The following is a 15,394-nucleotide window of genomic DNA, read 5'->3' as shown; positions in this document are numbered from 1 at the left end:
CATCCGAGGCCCGGGCGGCCCGGGGCTCAGAAGCTCGGGCGGCCCGGGACGCGGACCCGGATGCGGTAGAGGCTGGTCGATGCGCAGATATACAACGAGCACAGATCGGCGTCGCCCCAGGTGAAGTTGGCCGCCTTCTCCGGCATGCGCAGGACGCCGAGGCTGGCGCCGTCGGGGTCGAAGACGTGAACGCCACCCGGGCCGCACGAATAGAGGTTGCCCTCGCTGTCGAACTTCATGCCGTCCGGCGCGCCGTCGCCCTCCCCTTCGGTCACTGCCCATTCCCTGCCCGTGCCAAGGGTGCCGTCCGGCAACACGGCAAAAGCCCGGATGTGCATCCGTTCGGTGTCGTTGACGAACAGCTGCCGCTCATCGAGCGAGAAGCACAGCCCGTTGGGCTGGTCGAAGTCGTCGACGAGAAGGTCGAGGCTGCCATCGGGCCGGATCCGGTAGACGCCCTGGAAGGGCAGTTCGGGCTCGCGCGGCACGCCGACGAAGCTCTGCCGCCCATACGTGGGATCGGTGAAGTAGATACTGCCGTCGCTGGCAACGACCACATCGTTCGGGCTGTTGAGGCTGCGGCCGTCGTAACTGTCGGCAAGTGTCACGACGGTTCCGTCCAGCTCGGTGCGAGACACCCGGCTCGTCGCGTGCTCGCACGTCACCAGACGGCCACTGCGGTCGTAGGCGTTGCCGTTCGCCATCCCGCTCGGGCTGCGAAACGTCGTGACACCCTCCGCCGCGCTCCAGCGGCGCATGTGGTCACCCGGCATGTCGCTGAAGATCAGGAAGTGTTCGCGTGGGTGCCACACCGGGCCTTCGGTGAACTCGAACCCTCCTGCGACCCGCTCCACCTGCTCGTCGACGTCGACGACGGTAGACAGCTGCGAGTCACGCATCTCAATGGTCATCGTTTCCTCCCGAATAAAGCTGAATCGCGTGCCGGACCAGGCGCACGGCATGTTCCCTGAGTTGCGTCGCATGCTCGCCGGGTCCGGCAAGCTCGTGCAGGAGTCCTGCCATCTCCCACCCGCCGCCGACGCTGTCCGGCGCCTGGACGTCCTGTTTGGCTTCGTAAATCGCCGGGAACGTATAGCCGGGCCGTGCTGGCTGCCACACCCCGAGCGCGCCGGGGGCGAACTGCTGGCGAAGCATCACGCGGCCGGACTCGCCCAGAACGACACCCTCGTACGCGGTGGTGGGAGTGCTGTCCGCCGGGACGATGTGATGGACCACCACAACGCCGGTGTCGAGCGTGTGCATCACGGTGCGTACCGGGGAACGGCCGAGCAGCCAGGTACTCGATTCGACCGTCGCGTTCCCGACGAGTTCGGCGGCCCGCATCCCGAAGACGAGCGCTTCCAGCCACGTCAGGGCGCAGACGTGGTCGACGTCCCACGCGCCAGCCGGAGGCAGGCCCACCGGCACGGTGACATCGACGACGCGCGGCGCGCCGATCTCACCCGCCGCGACACGCTGCCGCGCCACGGCGACGTCGGAGTAGAAATCGGCCGGCAGCAACGGCACCCATGCCCGATCCGCGAGCTGGTACTCGTTTCCCCGCAGAGAATCAGCGAGGACATCGAGCGAGAGCAGTACCGGGCCGGCAGCGGGGGCATCGGCGGGCCACGTGTCGCCGTCGACGATCGTGGCCACGCGGTTCTCCCCTGCCGCGTCCGTGCTCACCTCGATCAGCGTGTCGCCCTGCCACAGACGTTCCGGATAGCGGCGACGTCGCTGTGAATCTGCCATCAGCCACAATGTCGGGGAACCGTCCGCGGTCATGCCGCCATCACCTCCGCCTCCGTCACGACCTCGTCCATGCGGACCTCGCGTCCGGTGGCAGCCGCGCGCTCCGCCGCGACGAGCATCGCTATGGAGCGCAATCCGGCCTCCGGCGACGTCGGGACGGGTTCTTCGCGGCGCAGCGCCTCGAAGAACACCCCGGCGCTGTGGTACTGGTCCTCGTGCCGCAGGAAGTGCGGCGGAAGGTCGGGAACCCACCACGAATCGTCCCGCCGGTTGAAGATCAGCAGCGGCGTGCGCGCCGGGTTGAACACGCGCGTCGACGGCAGGTTGCCGCGCAATTGCAGGATGGTGCCTTCGGTTCCGTAGATCTCGGTGACCGGCTGCTGCGCTGCGAGCGTCTCGCTGAGCTCGCTGACGCCGACGTAACGGGGATAGCGGAACATCACCGTGGAGTTGTCCTCCACCGGAAGGCCGTCCACCACCGTCTGCCGCACGCACAGGGCGCTCTCGGGCATGCCGAACATCCACTCGAACCAGAGGCTCACGTGGGTACCCGCGAAGAAGAGCGAGTCGCGTCGCTCGTCGTGCGGATCGCCCCAGGCTCTCGTGATCCGATCCGCCCGGTAGTCCGCGGCCTCGTATTCGAGATAGTGCCCGTGGAGCTTGCGCACCCGGACGACCTCACCGACCGCGCCGTCGTCCACCAGCTGCTTGACTCGCTGCGCCAGCGGGTGGTGGCGCAGGTTGTAGGCGGGCATGATCTGCACGCCATGCGTGCGTGCTGCCTCGACGATCCTCCGGGCGCCCGCGACGTCTCCGGCTATCGGTTTCTCTATCAGAACGTGCTTGCCGGCTGCCGCAGCAGCTTCGACCAGGTCGGGATGGCGTGCGGGCTCCGCGCACATGCTGACGGCGTCAATGTCGTCCCGGTCCAGAAGCGTCGCCAGCTCCGGTTCGAACGGCACGCCGAACTGGGCGGCCTTGCGGTTTCCCCGCGCCTGGTCGCTGTCCCAGACCGCCGCAAGCTGCACGCCCGGGGCGGCCTGGGCGCGCCGGCATATCTCGTTGGCGTGCATGAACCAGAAGCTGAGCTGCGCAATTCGCAAATCTTGCCTAGACATCGATCGCACCCCCGGTGCCCACGGTCGACAGCCCGGCCTGGGCCAAAAGGTCGGCCGGATGCACCTCTCGTCGCTCGTACATGGATTGATAGGCCGCCAGCACCGTCGCCAGCGGCTCGAGTTGCTGGCGGACGGACGTCATCGGCGTCGCGCCGCCGGCGAGGCACTCGCAGAAGTGCGCGATCTCCTCTGCGAACCCCATTGACGGCGACCGTTCTTCGATCTGGGTCCGCTCGCCGTCGACGGTGAACGCAACTCGACCATGCAAGATGTCGAACTCGGCCATCCCACGCGTTCCATACAGCGCGAAGGCCAGACGACGTTCGCCGAGATGCAGCGAACGCCCGGTGAAATGCATGACACCGACACCGCCGTTACCGAAACGCGCGGTCATCGCGGCGTCACGCTCGACAAACGGTGCCGCCGACGGTGACCGGTCCGGGGAACACGCGTAGATCGACTCGATACCGCCCATGAGGGACGACGCCAGGTTGATGTTGTGGATCCCCGCCGACATCGTGAAACCACCCACCGCCGACGAGGCCTGCAGCGCGGGCGCCAGCGCGCCGTCGTGCTCCATGTACAGGGCGCTTTCGTTGTGCGCGCGGAGCATGAACAGCTCGCCCAGCACGCCGTCGTCGACGAGCCGCCGGACCCGGCGAGCGACCGACGAGTACGGCCAGTTCTCCGCCACCATGAGCGTCGTCGTGCTGTTCTGCTCGGCGTCGAGCAGCCGGCGGGCCTCGTCGAGACTGGTCACGAACGGCTTTTCGAGCAGGACGTGCTTGCCCGCGTCGAGAAACGCGACGGTCGCTTCCAGATGCAAGCGCGGCGGCAGGCAGATGTCCACCACGTCGATGTCCGGCCGATCGATCAGCGACTCGAAGTCCGTAGCCCATTCGTCGATTCCGGCGTCCGCCGCGAGGCTGCGGGCACGGTGTGGATCCGCGTCGACGACACAGCGGATCGACGCCCCCGGTTGCGCGCGCCACGCCGCCGCGTGATCTCCCGAGACGTAGCCCGCGCCGATCAACGCCACGCTCAGCGTGTCACCCATGGTCCCCGCTCCCCGCTCACGTTCGAGATTCCGGGCCAGCGTGCGGAGCCACGCTCGGTTCGGCTGCTACGACGTCATATCCACAGGACTGCACCGACGTAGCCAGCGCGCTTGCCTGGGTCCAGGCATGTTCGTGGTCATCGCTCGCCGCCCACCGTCGGCGGTTCTCCTCGGTGTCGAAATCGAGCTCGAGCTGGTACGTGTACGGCACCGGCGTGCCGCCGAATTCGTCGAGCACATCGGCCGGGTAGCGGCGCAGCAGGCTGCATCCCAGATATCCCTGCTGCCGTTGCAGCGCGGGCACGTAGACCGTGTGGTACATCTGCTCGAACGCGTCGCGGTCATCATCGTCGACGGCGAAGAATATCTGCAGTCGAATCACGTGTCCTCCTCGTCGGTCGCTGCCCTGTCCTTGAGCGACATCACGCGCAGCCCGCGCACGCTCTCTTCCCCGGAGCCCTCGTCTGCGCTGGCGGTCAGGCACAACACGTCCGGCCGGAAGACGAGCCGGCCGAGCGCCACCGGGTCCGGGCCCTCCGAGTAGAGCTCCGCGTGCATGACGAGCAACGGCGTTCCCTCGCCCACCGCCAGCTCGTGCGCCAGCTCCGGCGATGCGGCTTGGGCCGTGAAGGTGCTCTCGGTGTGGGTGAGCCGGATGTGTTCGGTGTCGCGGAGGAACGTGGTGACGCCCTCGGTCAGCGACTCGATGTGGACCTCGCGACCATAGAGGACCGCCGGGAGGAAGTGCTCCAGGAACGCGGCCGGCCGGCCCTCCACTTCGTACAGCCGGGAGGCGGTGAACACGGGGCTTCCGCGTTCCAGCCCCAGAGCATCCGCGATCTCCTCGGTCGCCGGATCCCTCCGGACGGAGACCGCCTGCACCGCGTAATCCGCGCCCACCGCCTGCAGGTAATCCGACAGTGAAAGGATCATGTCGACGGGATAGGCCAGCGCGGACCGGCGTTCCCAGCGTCCCTCCGGTGAGGTGATCAGCGTGCCGACGCGTCGCTGCCGGGCGATCACGCCTTCGGATTCCAACCGGGTCAACGCACTCCGCAGCGTCGAGCGAGATATTCCGAGCTGTTCGCTCAGCTCTTTCTCTGGTGGCAGCCGGCTTCCACCTGTCTCACGGCGCTCGGCGATCAACGACCGCAGCATCGATTCGGCTTCGTCCACCCGGGTGGCCCGGCCGCTCTCAGGAGCCCGGGCCATCGTCACATCACCTGCATGAGGTCGTATCCGACGGTGATCGGCCCGCCGTAATCGGGCCGGACATGCTCGAGCCAGCGAACCGCCGGCAGGTGTCCCGGCAACAGGTGGGTCAGCACCAGCTGCCGTGCTCCGGCTCGGGTGGCGACGGCGCCGACGTCTGTGGACAGGGTGTGGTACTCGGGGTAGCCGTAACCCGGATAGATCGCCTCGTGGATGAGAACGTCGACACCGTTCGCGTAGGAGATCAGGTTGTCACAAGGCCGGGTATCGCCCGAGATGGCCACCGAGGTCTCCCGCGTTTCCACCCGGTATCCATACGCTTCGCAGACCGGATGGTGATCGACCCGGAATGCGGTGGCCTTCCACGCGCTGCCGGCCATCTGGGCGCCGTCGTGAATCTCGATCACCTCGGGCGCCAGCCGCTCTATGTCGTATTCGTGATCCAGTCGCGCCCGGATGTCGTACTCGTGCAATGCGAGCATCCGGTTGACGAACTCCAGCGTTCCGGGAGGCCCGATCACGCGCGGCGCCTGGTAGTCGTCCCGGTGTGTGACCCACCCGCTCATGAGCAGGAACGGCAGGTCGGCGTTGTGGTCGGCGTGGTGATGCGTGATGAAGATGTGCGTGATGTCCTTCGGATCGAATCCCAGCCGGGCGATCTGATACGCGCACCCGTTGCCACAGTCGATCAGCATCAGGTCCGTCCCGGCCCGGATCAGGGTCGATGGACCAGCACGCCCGGGCAGCACAGCCGGGGTCCCCGTGCCCGTCAACCAGACGTTCAGCGGCCCCGCATCCGGAACCTCGCCCGTCCTGGAATCCGCCGTGGCGGGAGATGCCCGGACCAGCCGCTGATCCGAGAGATAGCCCGCCAGCGGCGACGCCCCGCCGGTGGTTGCTTCGGTTCGACGCCGCTCCTGATCGATCTCCATGCTCCCCTCGTCGTTTCTCGGTGTCCTTCTCGGTACCTGCACGTGCGTCCGTCAGCCCTTCATCGACCCGCTCGTGTGCCCTACGACGATGTGCCGATACGCGAGGAAGGGACGCCGCGAGTATCGGGGCTGCGCCATGAGGTGCCTCCCTCGCTCGTGTCGAACCAGCGGGCTTGGGCCGATGTGAGCGCCGACGTTAGAACCTTTTGGTCAGACCTGTCAATACATTGATCAGATCTTTCAGGCCAATAGGTCGTATTGGCAGACCTTAAGTCGGATCATATTTTTTGTACGACGGACCATCACCGGGCATGCCGAGGCACGAGCCGGTGGCCGACCATCCGACATCGGCACGATGGGCGCAGGCGAACGCCACTTCTTGGGCCTGCGGAACGTCCAGAGGCCGTATAAGCGTCCTGGGCGTTCCACAGGCCCAAGAAGTGGCGTTCTGCGCGGACGTTCCCCGCGGACGCTCCCGCTCTATTCGTAAGGGATCAGCTCGGCGGCAGCCGAGAATCCCGCGACGCCGGCCTCGGCGGTGAGCCGCAGATATCGGGCGCGGACGTGCGGCAGCTCGACGTCTTTCGGCAGCGAGTCCCGATCCCACGTGCCCGATACCACAGGCTCGAACGTCTCCCCGTCCGTGCTCACGAGGTAGGTGTATCTGGTGACGATGCCACCGTAGCCGTTGATGCGTGGCCAGTAACGCACGGCCGTCAGCGTGCGCTCCCGTCCCAGATCGACGGTGAGATGGTGCGGGTGTGGATCCGGCGTTCCCGGTTCGGTGCGCGAGTGCCAATAGGTACGCAGATCTCCGTCCACGGCCAGCCACGGTTCGTGCTCCGGCGCCGCGCTCGAGGCGGACGCCACCATCTCACCAGCCGGGACGGGCGCGCCCGGGGGTGGCTCGGGAATACGGGGCCACGACGTCGTTTCCGGCTCCTCGACCGGCTCGTACGGTGGCGCGTAGCCCGGACCCGCATCGTCGAACCGCAGGCGGGAGACGACGGCGCCGTGGTCGGAGTAGAAGGGATAGAGATCGTCCAGCTCGCTGCCCCGATGTGGGGATAGTCGTCGAGTCCGGGTCGACGACGCCAACACCTCGACGTTTCCCCTGGCCAGAAGGTAGTCGAGACGCATCGGTGCGTACATGAAGGAGTGCCCCGGTGCCCACGTCCGCCCAGGGTGTCGCGCCACGTCGGGATGGGCGGCGCGGAACGTGTCGGTGAATCCGGCGTCGGCGAACATTCTCGTCACCGGCCACTCAAGGACCAAGCCCGCGTGGCGGGGTGCCGAGGAGCTGGCCCCGGTCCAGTCCAGGTGCGTCTGCGTGTTGAAGTCGCCGCCGAGCAGGACGGGCGCATCATCGGTCACGTACGCGGGCAACCGCTCGTCGAGGATGATCCTGGCCATCTCCTGTCGCCGTGCGTGATCGCTCGCCACAAGTTCGTCATTCGTGATTGATCGCGCCAATCCGAGCTCGGACTCGATCACAGCATGATTGAGCGGACCCCACGAATTCGCGATATGGGATATCCATGTGGTGAATGCGTGAATGTGGCCGCCTCCAGGTAAGCCGAGCCGCGCCCCGCCGAAATGAAACGACGTCACCGGCTGCTCGCTAATGACCGGATACACCTCGCGGACCGGGAGCCAGGTGAACAGCCAGAGATTGTCCCGGTCACCGGCCTGACCTGGCTCGCGGGTGACCTGTATACCGCGAAATACCCGGCCGTCGCTCTCGTCGCGGTTGAGCGCTGCTTCGATGCGCTCCCCCAGCCCGTATGTCTCGACCACGAAGAGCAGGTCCGGGCGCTCGTGAGCGAGAAAGTCCAGCAGCTCGGCCCGGTTCTGCTCCTCGAACCCGTGCGCATGCTGCTTGTCGAGGTTGCCCCCGTGCCAGATGTTGAACACCATCACGTCCAGCACGGTTTCGCCGGGCGCATCATCGAGATTTAAACGGCCTGTCATTATCCAATCACCTTCTGATCACTACGTGAGCGTTTCTGCGTGGAATTCTGCCTGAACGATTGGCAATCAACATCGACGGACAGAATCATAGCTACAGATCGTCCGCGCTTGAACACGCTGACGAGGATCCGGCAGAGGGAGTAGGCCGATGACGACATTGAGCTCCACGAACCGCTGGTCCCTTCTCCTGGCACTGATCTCCGCTTGCGCACTCCTGGCCGCCGCCTGCTCACCGGGCACCGGAGACGACAGCGCGGGAGCATTGCCAGACGAGGAGGAAGCAGGCGACGACGCCATAGCCGAAGGGCAATCGCAAGCACCGGAGCTGGCCGAGATGGTCGACAACGGCGAGCTTCCTCCCCTGGAAGAGCGCCTCCCGGATGAGCCGCTGGTGGTCGACGTCGTCGACCGTATCGGCGTGTACGGCGGCACCTGGCGGCGCGCCGAATCCGAGGTGACCGAACTCGAGGTCACCGAGCGACGCCACATCGGCTACGAACGGCTGTTCAACTGGACTCCCGAGTGGGAGGGCGGAAAGGAGACCACGCCGAACGTCGCCACCGATGTGGAGGTAAACGACGAGGGCACCGAGTTCACCTTCTCCCTGCGCGAGGGGATGCGCTGGTCGGATGGCGAGCCGTTCACCGCCGACGACATCGTTTTCGCCGTCGAGGACTACTACTTCAACGACGATCTACGTGCCGAGGCCGACCCGCGGCATCTGGACAGTGGCGGTCCACCCGAGGTCGAAGCGGTCGACGACCACACGGTGAGGTTCACGTTCGACCAGCCGCACGGGCTGTTCCTGCAGGGTGTCGCCGAGTGGGCGACGCAGAAACTCACCGCGCTCCCCCGCCATTACCTCGAACAGTTCCACGCGGACTACAACGACGACAACCTGGACGAGCTGGTCGAGGAGTCCGGCCTCAGTAGCTGGGTGGATCTGTTCCTCGACAAGTCCGACGCCATGCGCAATCCCGACTTGCCCGTCATCTACGCCTGGCAGGTGACCCAGCCGTTCGGCGAGGGAAACGACGTCGTCTTCGAACGCAACCCGTACTACTGGAAGGTGGATCCGGAAGGAAACCAGCTGCCCTACATCGACGAACACGTCGTCCGGCTGGTGGAGGAGAGCGAGGTCATCAAGCTCGACGCCATGAACGGCGAGCTGGACTTCCAGCGCAGCGTGGGTGATCCCGCCGATCGGGCGCTCATCATGGAGAACGCCGAGCAAGGCGATTACCGGACGGTCACCATGGAACCGGACCACATGAACACGATGGCGATCCATCTCAACCAGACCACTCCGGACGAGACCAAGCGTGAGATCTTCCAGAACAAGGACTTCCGCATCGGCCTCTCCCACGCGATCGACCGTCAAGAAATCATCGACGTGGTCTATTTCGGGCAGGGTGAGCCGTTCCAGATCGCCGCGACATCGGAACTCTTCTACAACGAAGAGCTGGCGAAGCAGTACACCGAATATGACGTCGACCTGGCGAACGAATACCTCGACGACGCCGGATACGAGATGGACGAGCAGGGCCGGCGAATCGGCCCCGACGGAGAGCCCATTTCGATCACCGTCGACTACGCCAACGACGTCAACAACAGCTGGACCGATGCCCTGGAGCTCGTCGAGGGCTACTGGGAAGAAGTCGGGGTGGACCTGGAGCTGAACGGTATGAGCCGCTCCCTGCACACCGAGCGCGTGCGGGAGAACGGGGAACACGAGGCCACCGTCTGGACCGGCAGCGGCGGGCTCGTTCCCTTCATGCAGACGCACTGGTACTTCCCCTCCACGGCGGCCGCGGACTTCGCATCGGCCTGGGGCGACTGGTATCTCAACCCGGACGACCCGAACGCCGAGGAGCCGCCCGAGGGCCCGCGCCGGCAGATGGAGCTCTACGACGAGATCCTGCGCACCGTCGATGAGGACAAGCAGGTGGAGCTCATGCGGGAACTGCTGGAGATCCTGAAGGACGAGTTCTACTCGATCGGCATCAGCACGCCTCCCGAGGGCCTGGGCGTCGTGACCAACCGGATGCACAACGTCCCGGACCACATGTACAACTCCACGTCCTGGCCCACCCCGGGGCCCACCAACACCATCCAGTACTTCATCCAGGAGTGAGCGGGCGCTACGCAGCCGGCACGTGTCACCACACGGATGAAAGGCCCGTAGATGCTCAAGTACATCGCCCGGCGGCTGCTGGTGATGATCCCGACGCTGTTCGCAATCTCGTTGGCGTCGTTCTTCATCATCCAGCTGCCACCGGGTGACTTCCTGACGACGTACGCCGCCGGCATGGGCGCGCAGGACAACATCATCGCGCGCGAGCAGCTCGCCGTGCTCGAGGAGCGCTACGGGCTGGACGAGCCCTTTCACGTCCAGTACTGGCGCTGGATATCGAACATCGTGTGCTGCGGGGACTTCGGGCAGTCGTTCGAGTGGAACCAGCCCGTCTCCAGCTTGATCTGGGACCGGCTCACCCTCACCATGCTGCTCGCCGTGGTGTCCACGCTGTTCACGTGGCTCGTGGCGTTCCTCATCGGCACGTACTCGGCGGTGCGCCAGTATTCGCTCGGCGACTACTTCTGGACCTTCATCGGGTTCATCGGGCTGGCAACGCCGAACTTCCTGCTGGCGCTCGTGCTGATGTACATATCCTTTCGATATTTCGGGCAAAGTGTCGGCGGCCTCTTTTCGCCCGAGTATCAGAACGCGCCGTGGAGCCTGGGCAAGGCGTGGGACCTGTTCCAGCACCTGTGGATTCCGGTGGTCATCATCGCGACCGCCGGAGCTGCCAGCACGATCCGGATCATGCGGGCGAACCTGCTCGACGAGCTGCACCGCCCCTACACCACCACCGCGCGGGCCAAAGGCATGCAGGAATGGCGCCTGATCGCCAAGTACCCACTGCGGCTGGCGCTGAACCCGTTCATCAGCACCGTGGGGTGGACCATTCCCACCCTCGTCTCCGGCGAGATCATCGTGTCGGTCGTTCTCGACCTGCCGACGACGGGGCCGCTGCTGCTGCGCGCTCTGAGCAGCCAGGACATGTACCTGGCCGGCAGCTTCCTGATGATGCTGGGCGTACTCACCCTCATCGGCACGCTGCTGTCGGACATCCTGCTCGCCTGGTTGGACCCACGGATCCAGTACGAGAAGGCGGGACGTCGATGACACACGTGGAGCCGGCACCGGACACCACGGGCGCGCGCGTTGATCCTGACACCTCCCCGGAGGGCTCCAGCGCCGTACCGGGCGGCACGAAGCGCCGCAACAACCTCTACACCGCCTCGCAGTGGCGGTTGATGTGGTGGAGGTTTCGCAAGCACAAGCTGGCCATGGTCAGCGCCATCTTTGTCGTCTTCGTGTACCTGCTGGTGCTGTTCGCCGAGTTCTTCGCGCCGTTCCACTCGTCCGATTTCGACGCCGAATACCAGCACGCCCCACCACAGAGCCTGCACCTGTTCGAAGAGACCGACGACGGCACCCGGTTCAACCCCCACGTGAAGGGCTTCGACTACGAGTCCGACGAGGAGACGTGGCGGCGCACCTACACCACAGACGAGTCGGAGATCTATCCCGTTCGCCCCTTCGTCCACGGGCACGAATACGAGCTCTTCGGGCTGATCACCACGGATATCCACCTGTTCGGCCCCACCGATCCCGACGCACCGATGTACCTGTTCGGTGCGGACCGCAACGGCCGGGACATCCTCAGCCGCGTCATCTACGGGACGCAGATCTCCATGTCGATCGGGGTGGTCGGTGTCGTCCTCTCCCTGGTCCTGGGCATCGTCCTGGGAGGTGTGTCCGGCTACTTCGGCGGGTGGATCGATTCCGCGATCCAGCGCGTCATCGAGTTCGTACGCTCGCTGCCGGAGATCCCGTTGTGGATGGCGCTCGCGGCGGCACTGCCGCAGTCATGGTCCCAGGTTCAGGTCTATTTCGGGATCACGGTGATCCTCTCGATCGTCGGCTGGACGACGCTGGCCCGCGTCGTGCGCGGCAAGTTCTTCTCGCTGCGCGAGGAGGATTTCGTCACGGCCGCGGTGCTCGACGGGGTCAGCAAGCCCAGGGTCATCTTCCGGCACATGCTGCCGTCGTTCACCAGCCACATCATCGCTGCCGTGACGTTGGCGATCCCGGCGATGATCCTGGCCGAGACGGCGCTGAGCTTCCTCGGTCTGGGGCTGACCGAGCCCACGGTCAGCTGGGGCGTGTTGTTGCGCGAAGCGCAGGACATCCCGTCGATCGCGCACACTCCGTGGGTGCTGATCGTGCCAGCGGTCGCCGTGATCACCACGGTGCTCGCGTTGAACTTCCTGGGCGACGGCCTGCGAGACGCGGCGGACCCGTACAACAAGTGATTGGTGGCACACGTGGTAGCTGAGAGCGTCCAGACGTCGGCGAGTCCCGAACTCGACCACGATTCCCTGCTGTCGGTCAGGGCGCTGCAGACGCACTTCCCGCTCGATCAGGGGCTGGTGAAGGCCGTCGACGGTGCCAGCTTCGACATTCGCCAGGGCACGACGCTGTGTGTCGTCGGCGAGAGCGGATGCGGCAAGAGCGTCACGGCCCGGTCCATCCTGCAGATCGTCGACCGCCCGGGCCGCGTCGTCGGCGGCGAGATCCTGTTCCGCCGCCAGCGACGCGGTGCCGGTAAGGGACCGGACGGCGAGATCGTCGATCTGGCCGCCCTCGATCCCAAGGGCGCGCAGATGCGCCGCATTCGCGGCGGCGACATCGCGATGATCTTTCAGGAGCCGATGACGTCCCTGAGCCCGGTCCACACCATCGGTAACCAGATCGTCGAGGCCATCCAGCTGCACGAGAATGTCTCCAACCGGGAGGCCAAGGAGCGCGCCGTGGAGGTGCTGCACAAGGTCGGCGTCCCGCGGGCGAAACAGCGATTCGACTCGTATCCGTTCGAGCTCAGCGGCGGGCTGCGCCAGCGGGCGATGATCGCCATGGCGCTGTCCTGCAACCCCGCACTGCTGATCGCCGACGAGCCCACCACGGCCCTGGATGTCACGACCCAGGCACAGATTCTCGAACTGATGCGCGAGCTCCAGGACGACTACGGAATGGCGATCATGTTCATCACGCACGACCTCGGCGTGGTCGCGGAGATGGCCGACGACGTCGTCGTCATGTATCTGGGCATGACCGTCGAGCGCGGAGACGTCGTGTCGATCTTCCATGACCCGCAGCACCCGTACACCAGGGCACTGCTGCGATCGATCCCCACCATGGGCATGGGCACCCGTACCAGGTTGAACACGATCAAGGGAATGGTCCCCGACCCCTACGACCGACCCCACGGATGCCCGTTTCACAACCGCTGCGGCGAGTACATGCCCGGCACCTGCGATCAGATCGTGCCACCACCCATCGACCTGGACGAACACCGGCAGGTGCGGTGCCTGCTCCACGGTGGCGCGCCGTCGAGTGGCGTACGGAACGAGGTGAACACATGACGACCGCCGGTCACAACGTCGGTACCGCCGGCATCGCCGGCGACAACGTCGGTGACGACGTCCTGCTCGATGTGCGGAACCTCCAGCTGCACTTCCCCATCCGCCGGGGACTGATGCGCCGCCCGGCCGGGTACGTGCGCGCCGTCGACGGGCTGGACTTCGTCATCCGCCGCGGCGAAACCCTGGGACTCGTCGGCGAATCGGGATGCGGCAAGACCTCGACCGGCCGGTGCGTCGTGCGTTCCTACGATCCGACCGGGGGCGAGATCCTGTACCACGGCAACGGAACCCAACCGGCGGATATCGCGAAGGTCAAGAGCACGGCGTTGAAGCAGTACCGGCGCGCCATCCGCATGATCTTCCAGGATCCGCACTCGTCGCTGAACCCGCGCATGACCCTGCGCGACATCGTGGGCGAGCCGCTGAAGGTGCACGGCATCGCCAGCGGCAGCGAGCTCGACGAACGGGTCGCCTCGCTGCTGCAGACCGTCGGGCTGCGCCCGGAGTACATGAGCCGGTACCCGCACGCGTTCTCCGGTGGCGAGCGCCAGCGCGTCGGCATCGCGCGGGCGCTGAGCCTCGATCCCCGGCTCGTCATCGCCGACGAGGCCATCTCGGCGCTCGACGTGTCGGTCCGGGCCCAGATCCTCAACCTCTTGCAAGATCTCCAGGCCGATCGCCACCTGACGTACCTGTTCATCTCCCACGATCTGTCCGTCGTGGAGTACCTCTGCGACCGGGTCGCGGTCATGTACGTCGGGAAGATCGTGGAGATGGCGGACACCGCATCACTGTTCACCGCTCCACAGCACCCGTACACCGAGGCACTGCTGTCGGCCGTACCGAAACCCGATCCCTTGCTGCGTGACCGCCGGGAGCGGATCGTGCTCTCCGGTGACGTCGCCGATCCCGCCGACCCCCCGAGCGGCTGCTACTTCCATCCGCGCTGCCCGTACGCGCAGCCCATCTGTGCCACCGAGGAGCCGCCCCTGCGCGATCTCGGAAACGGCAACTCGGTCGCCTGCCACTTCGCCGAAGAGCTCGACCTCCGGGGTGTCACCGCCCATACCGGGTAGCGTCACCCGCTCGAAGCGTCACCCACTCGAAGAGGCAGCAGCGCGGACCTTCGGCAGCCGCGCCCGGAAGGTCGAGGGTGGTATTCCGAACACCTCCTTGAAGCGCCGCGAGAACGCGTATTCGTCGCAGAATCCCAGAGTTCGCGCGATCTCGCGGATCGTCCACCCTCCCTGCTGAAGCATCCGGGCCGCCTCGTCCATGCGCTGCCGGGTCCGCCACCGGCCCGGCGATTCGCCCGCGATGGCGGTGAACTGCTTGCGGAAACGATCGTATGGCAAGCCCACAGCCGCCGCGACGCCGTGCAGGTCGAGAGCCGGTTCCCGGCTCAACAGCAGGCATGCCTCGTGAAACCACGACGAGCCGTCGTCGCGCGCCCCCGTTTCCACGCGCACCGCGGCGAGCAGCGTCTGCAGGCGGGAGAGCTCGACCAGTGCGGAGCGCACCCCGGCGGGTGTGGGCTCGGTGACGCCCTCCACGGCCGGCAACCACGAGTCGACCGGCTGCAAGCGTCCCACCGGACGCGCGCGATCGATGACGCCCCGCTCTTCCAGCAGACGGGCTAGCGCACCGTCGAACAAGATATAGCGCTCGGTCCACTGCTCCCCCGGGCACGGACCGTAGTTGTGCTTCATCCCGGGAAAGACTGTCACCGTGCTGCCGGGCGTGAGCCGGTGCTCGGCACCGAGCTCGTCGCTGTATCGACCGGCGCCGCTGACCAGATACACGAAGGCGTAAACATCCAGGACACGCGGACCGCCGAGACCTGCCCCATCGGGAATCGCCCC

General features: G+C 66.1%; 14 protein-coding genes. 5 read left to right on the top strand and 9 right to left on the bottom strand.

The window, feature by feature from the left end:
* Window positions 1–26: 26 nt before the first annotated feature.
* The 8 genes from DPM12_RS08525 to DPM12_RS08490 all read right to left on the bottom strand — a co-directional run bounded on the left by DPM12_RS08525 (window position 27) and on the right by DPM12_RS08490 (window position 8,042).
* Window positions 27–911, bottom strand: coding sequence for an SMP-30/gluconolactonase/LRE family protein (locus DPM12_RS08525; RefSeq protein ID WP_112257879.1), 885 nt, complete (start codon window positions 909–911; stop codon window positions 27–29).
* Window positions 901–1,785: a hypothetical protein gene (locus DPM12_RS08520; protein ID WP_112257878.1), complete on the bottom strand. Its 885-nt coding sequence runs from the start codon at window positions 1,783–1,785 to the stop codon at window positions 901–903. The genes DPM12_RS08525 and DPM12_RS08520 overlap by 11 nt, the downstream gene beginning before the upstream one ends.
* Complete coding sequence (locus DPM12_RS08515; protein WP_112257877.1) at window positions 1,782–2,870, bottom strand: Gfo/Idh/MocA family protein; 1,089 nt, start codon at window positions 2,868–2,870, stop codon at window positions 1,782–1,784. The genes DPM12_RS08520 and DPM12_RS08515 overlap by 4 nt, the downstream gene beginning before the upstream one ends.
* Window positions 2,863–3,927: a Gfo/Idh/MocA family protein gene (locus tag DPM12_RS08510; RefSeq protein WP_112257876.1), complete on the bottom strand. Its 1,065-nt coding sequence runs from the start codon at window positions 3,925–3,927 to the stop codon at window positions 2,863–2,865. The genes DPM12_RS08515 and DPM12_RS08510 overlap by 8 nt, the downstream gene beginning before the upstream one ends.
* Before the next feature lie 16 nt (window positions 3,928–3,943).
* A complete protein-coding gene (locus DPM12_RS08505; protein WP_112257875.1) occupies window positions 3,944–4,309 on the bottom strand; it encodes an antibiotic biosynthesis monooxygenase family protein in 366 nt (121 codons plus the stop codon).
* The gene (locus DPM12_RS08500; RefSeq protein ID WP_112257874.1) at window positions 4,306–5,139 is read right to left on the bottom strand and encodes a GntR family transcriptional regulator; all 834 of its coding nucleotides are present in this window, start codon (window positions 5,137–5,139) and stop codon (window positions 4,306–4,308) included. The genes DPM12_RS08505 and DPM12_RS08500 overlap by 4 nt, the downstream gene beginning before the upstream one ends.
* Before the next feature lie 2 nt (window positions 5,140–5,141).
* A complete protein-coding gene (locus DPM12_RS08495; protein ID WP_112257873.1) occupies window positions 5,142–6,071 on the bottom strand; it encodes an MBL fold metallo-hydrolase in 930 nt (309 codons plus the stop codon).
* Between the two features lie 480 nt (window positions 6,072–6,551).
* Window positions 6,552–8,042, bottom strand: a complete 1,491-nt coding sequence (locus DPM12_RS08490) for a discoidin domain-containing protein (protein ID WP_112257872.1) — start codon at window positions 8,040–8,042, stop codon at window positions 6,552–6,554.
* 148 nt (window positions 8,043–8,190) lie between these two features.
* Between DPM12_RS08490 and DPM12_RS08485 the strand changes: the two genes are divergently transcribed.
* From DPM12_RS08485 to DPM12_RS08465, 5 genes are read left to right on the top strand one after another with little or no spacing between them, the layout of a single operon-like run.
* Window positions 8,191–10,176 (top strand): ABC transporter substrate-binding protein, encoded by a 1,986-nt coding sequence (locus DPM12_RS08485; protein ID WP_112257871.1) that lies wholly within the window; start codon window positions 8,191–8,193, stop codon window positions 10,174–10,176.
* Window positions 10,177–10,227: 51 nt separating this feature from the next.
* A complete protein-coding gene (locus DPM12_RS08480; RefSeq protein WP_112257870.1) occupies window positions 10,228–11,229 on the top strand; it encodes an ABC transporter permease in 1,002 nt (333 codons plus the stop codon).
* A complete protein-coding gene (locus DPM12_RS08475; RefSeq protein ID WP_112257869.1) occupies window positions 11,226–12,422 on the top strand; it encodes an ABC transporter permease in 1,197 nt (398 codons plus the stop codon). The genes DPM12_RS08480 and DPM12_RS08475 overlap by 4 nt, the downstream gene beginning before the upstream one ends.
* Window positions 12,423–12,434: 12 nt before the next feature.
* Entirely contained in the window at window positions 12,435–13,532 is a 1,098-nt protein-coding gene (locus tag DPM12_RS08470; RefSeq protein WP_112257926.1) for an ABC transporter ATP-binding protein, read from the top strand.
* Complete coding sequence (locus DPM12_RS08465; RefSeq protein ID WP_112257868.1) at window positions 13,529–14,608, top strand: ABC transporter ATP-binding protein; 1,080 nt, start codon at window positions 13,529–13,531, stop codon at window positions 14,606–14,608. Before DPM12_RS08470 ends, DPM12_RS08465 begins: the two co-directional genes overlap by 4 nt.
* 18 nt (window positions 14,609–14,626) lie before the next feature.
* Here the strand turns inward: DPM12_RS08465 and DPM12_RS08460 are convergent, their stop codons facing one another.
* Window positions 14,627–15,352: an AraC family transcriptional regulator gene (locus tag DPM12_RS08460; RefSeq protein WP_281269638.1), complete on the bottom strand. Its 726-nt coding sequence runs from the start codon at window positions 15,350–15,352 to the stop codon at window positions 14,627–14,629.
* Between the last annotated feature and the right edge of the window lie 42 nt (window positions 15,353–15,394).

Origin of the sequence: Phytoactinopolyspora halophila (genome assembly GCF_003287285.1) — a bacterium.
GTDB lineage: Bacteria > Actinomycetota > Actinomycetes > Jiangellales > Jiangellaceae > Phytoactinopolyspora_A > Phytoactinopolyspora_A halophila.
The sequence above is the reverse complement of the archived record's forward strand: the minus strand, read 5'-3'. Positions and strand labels throughout refer to the sequence as shown.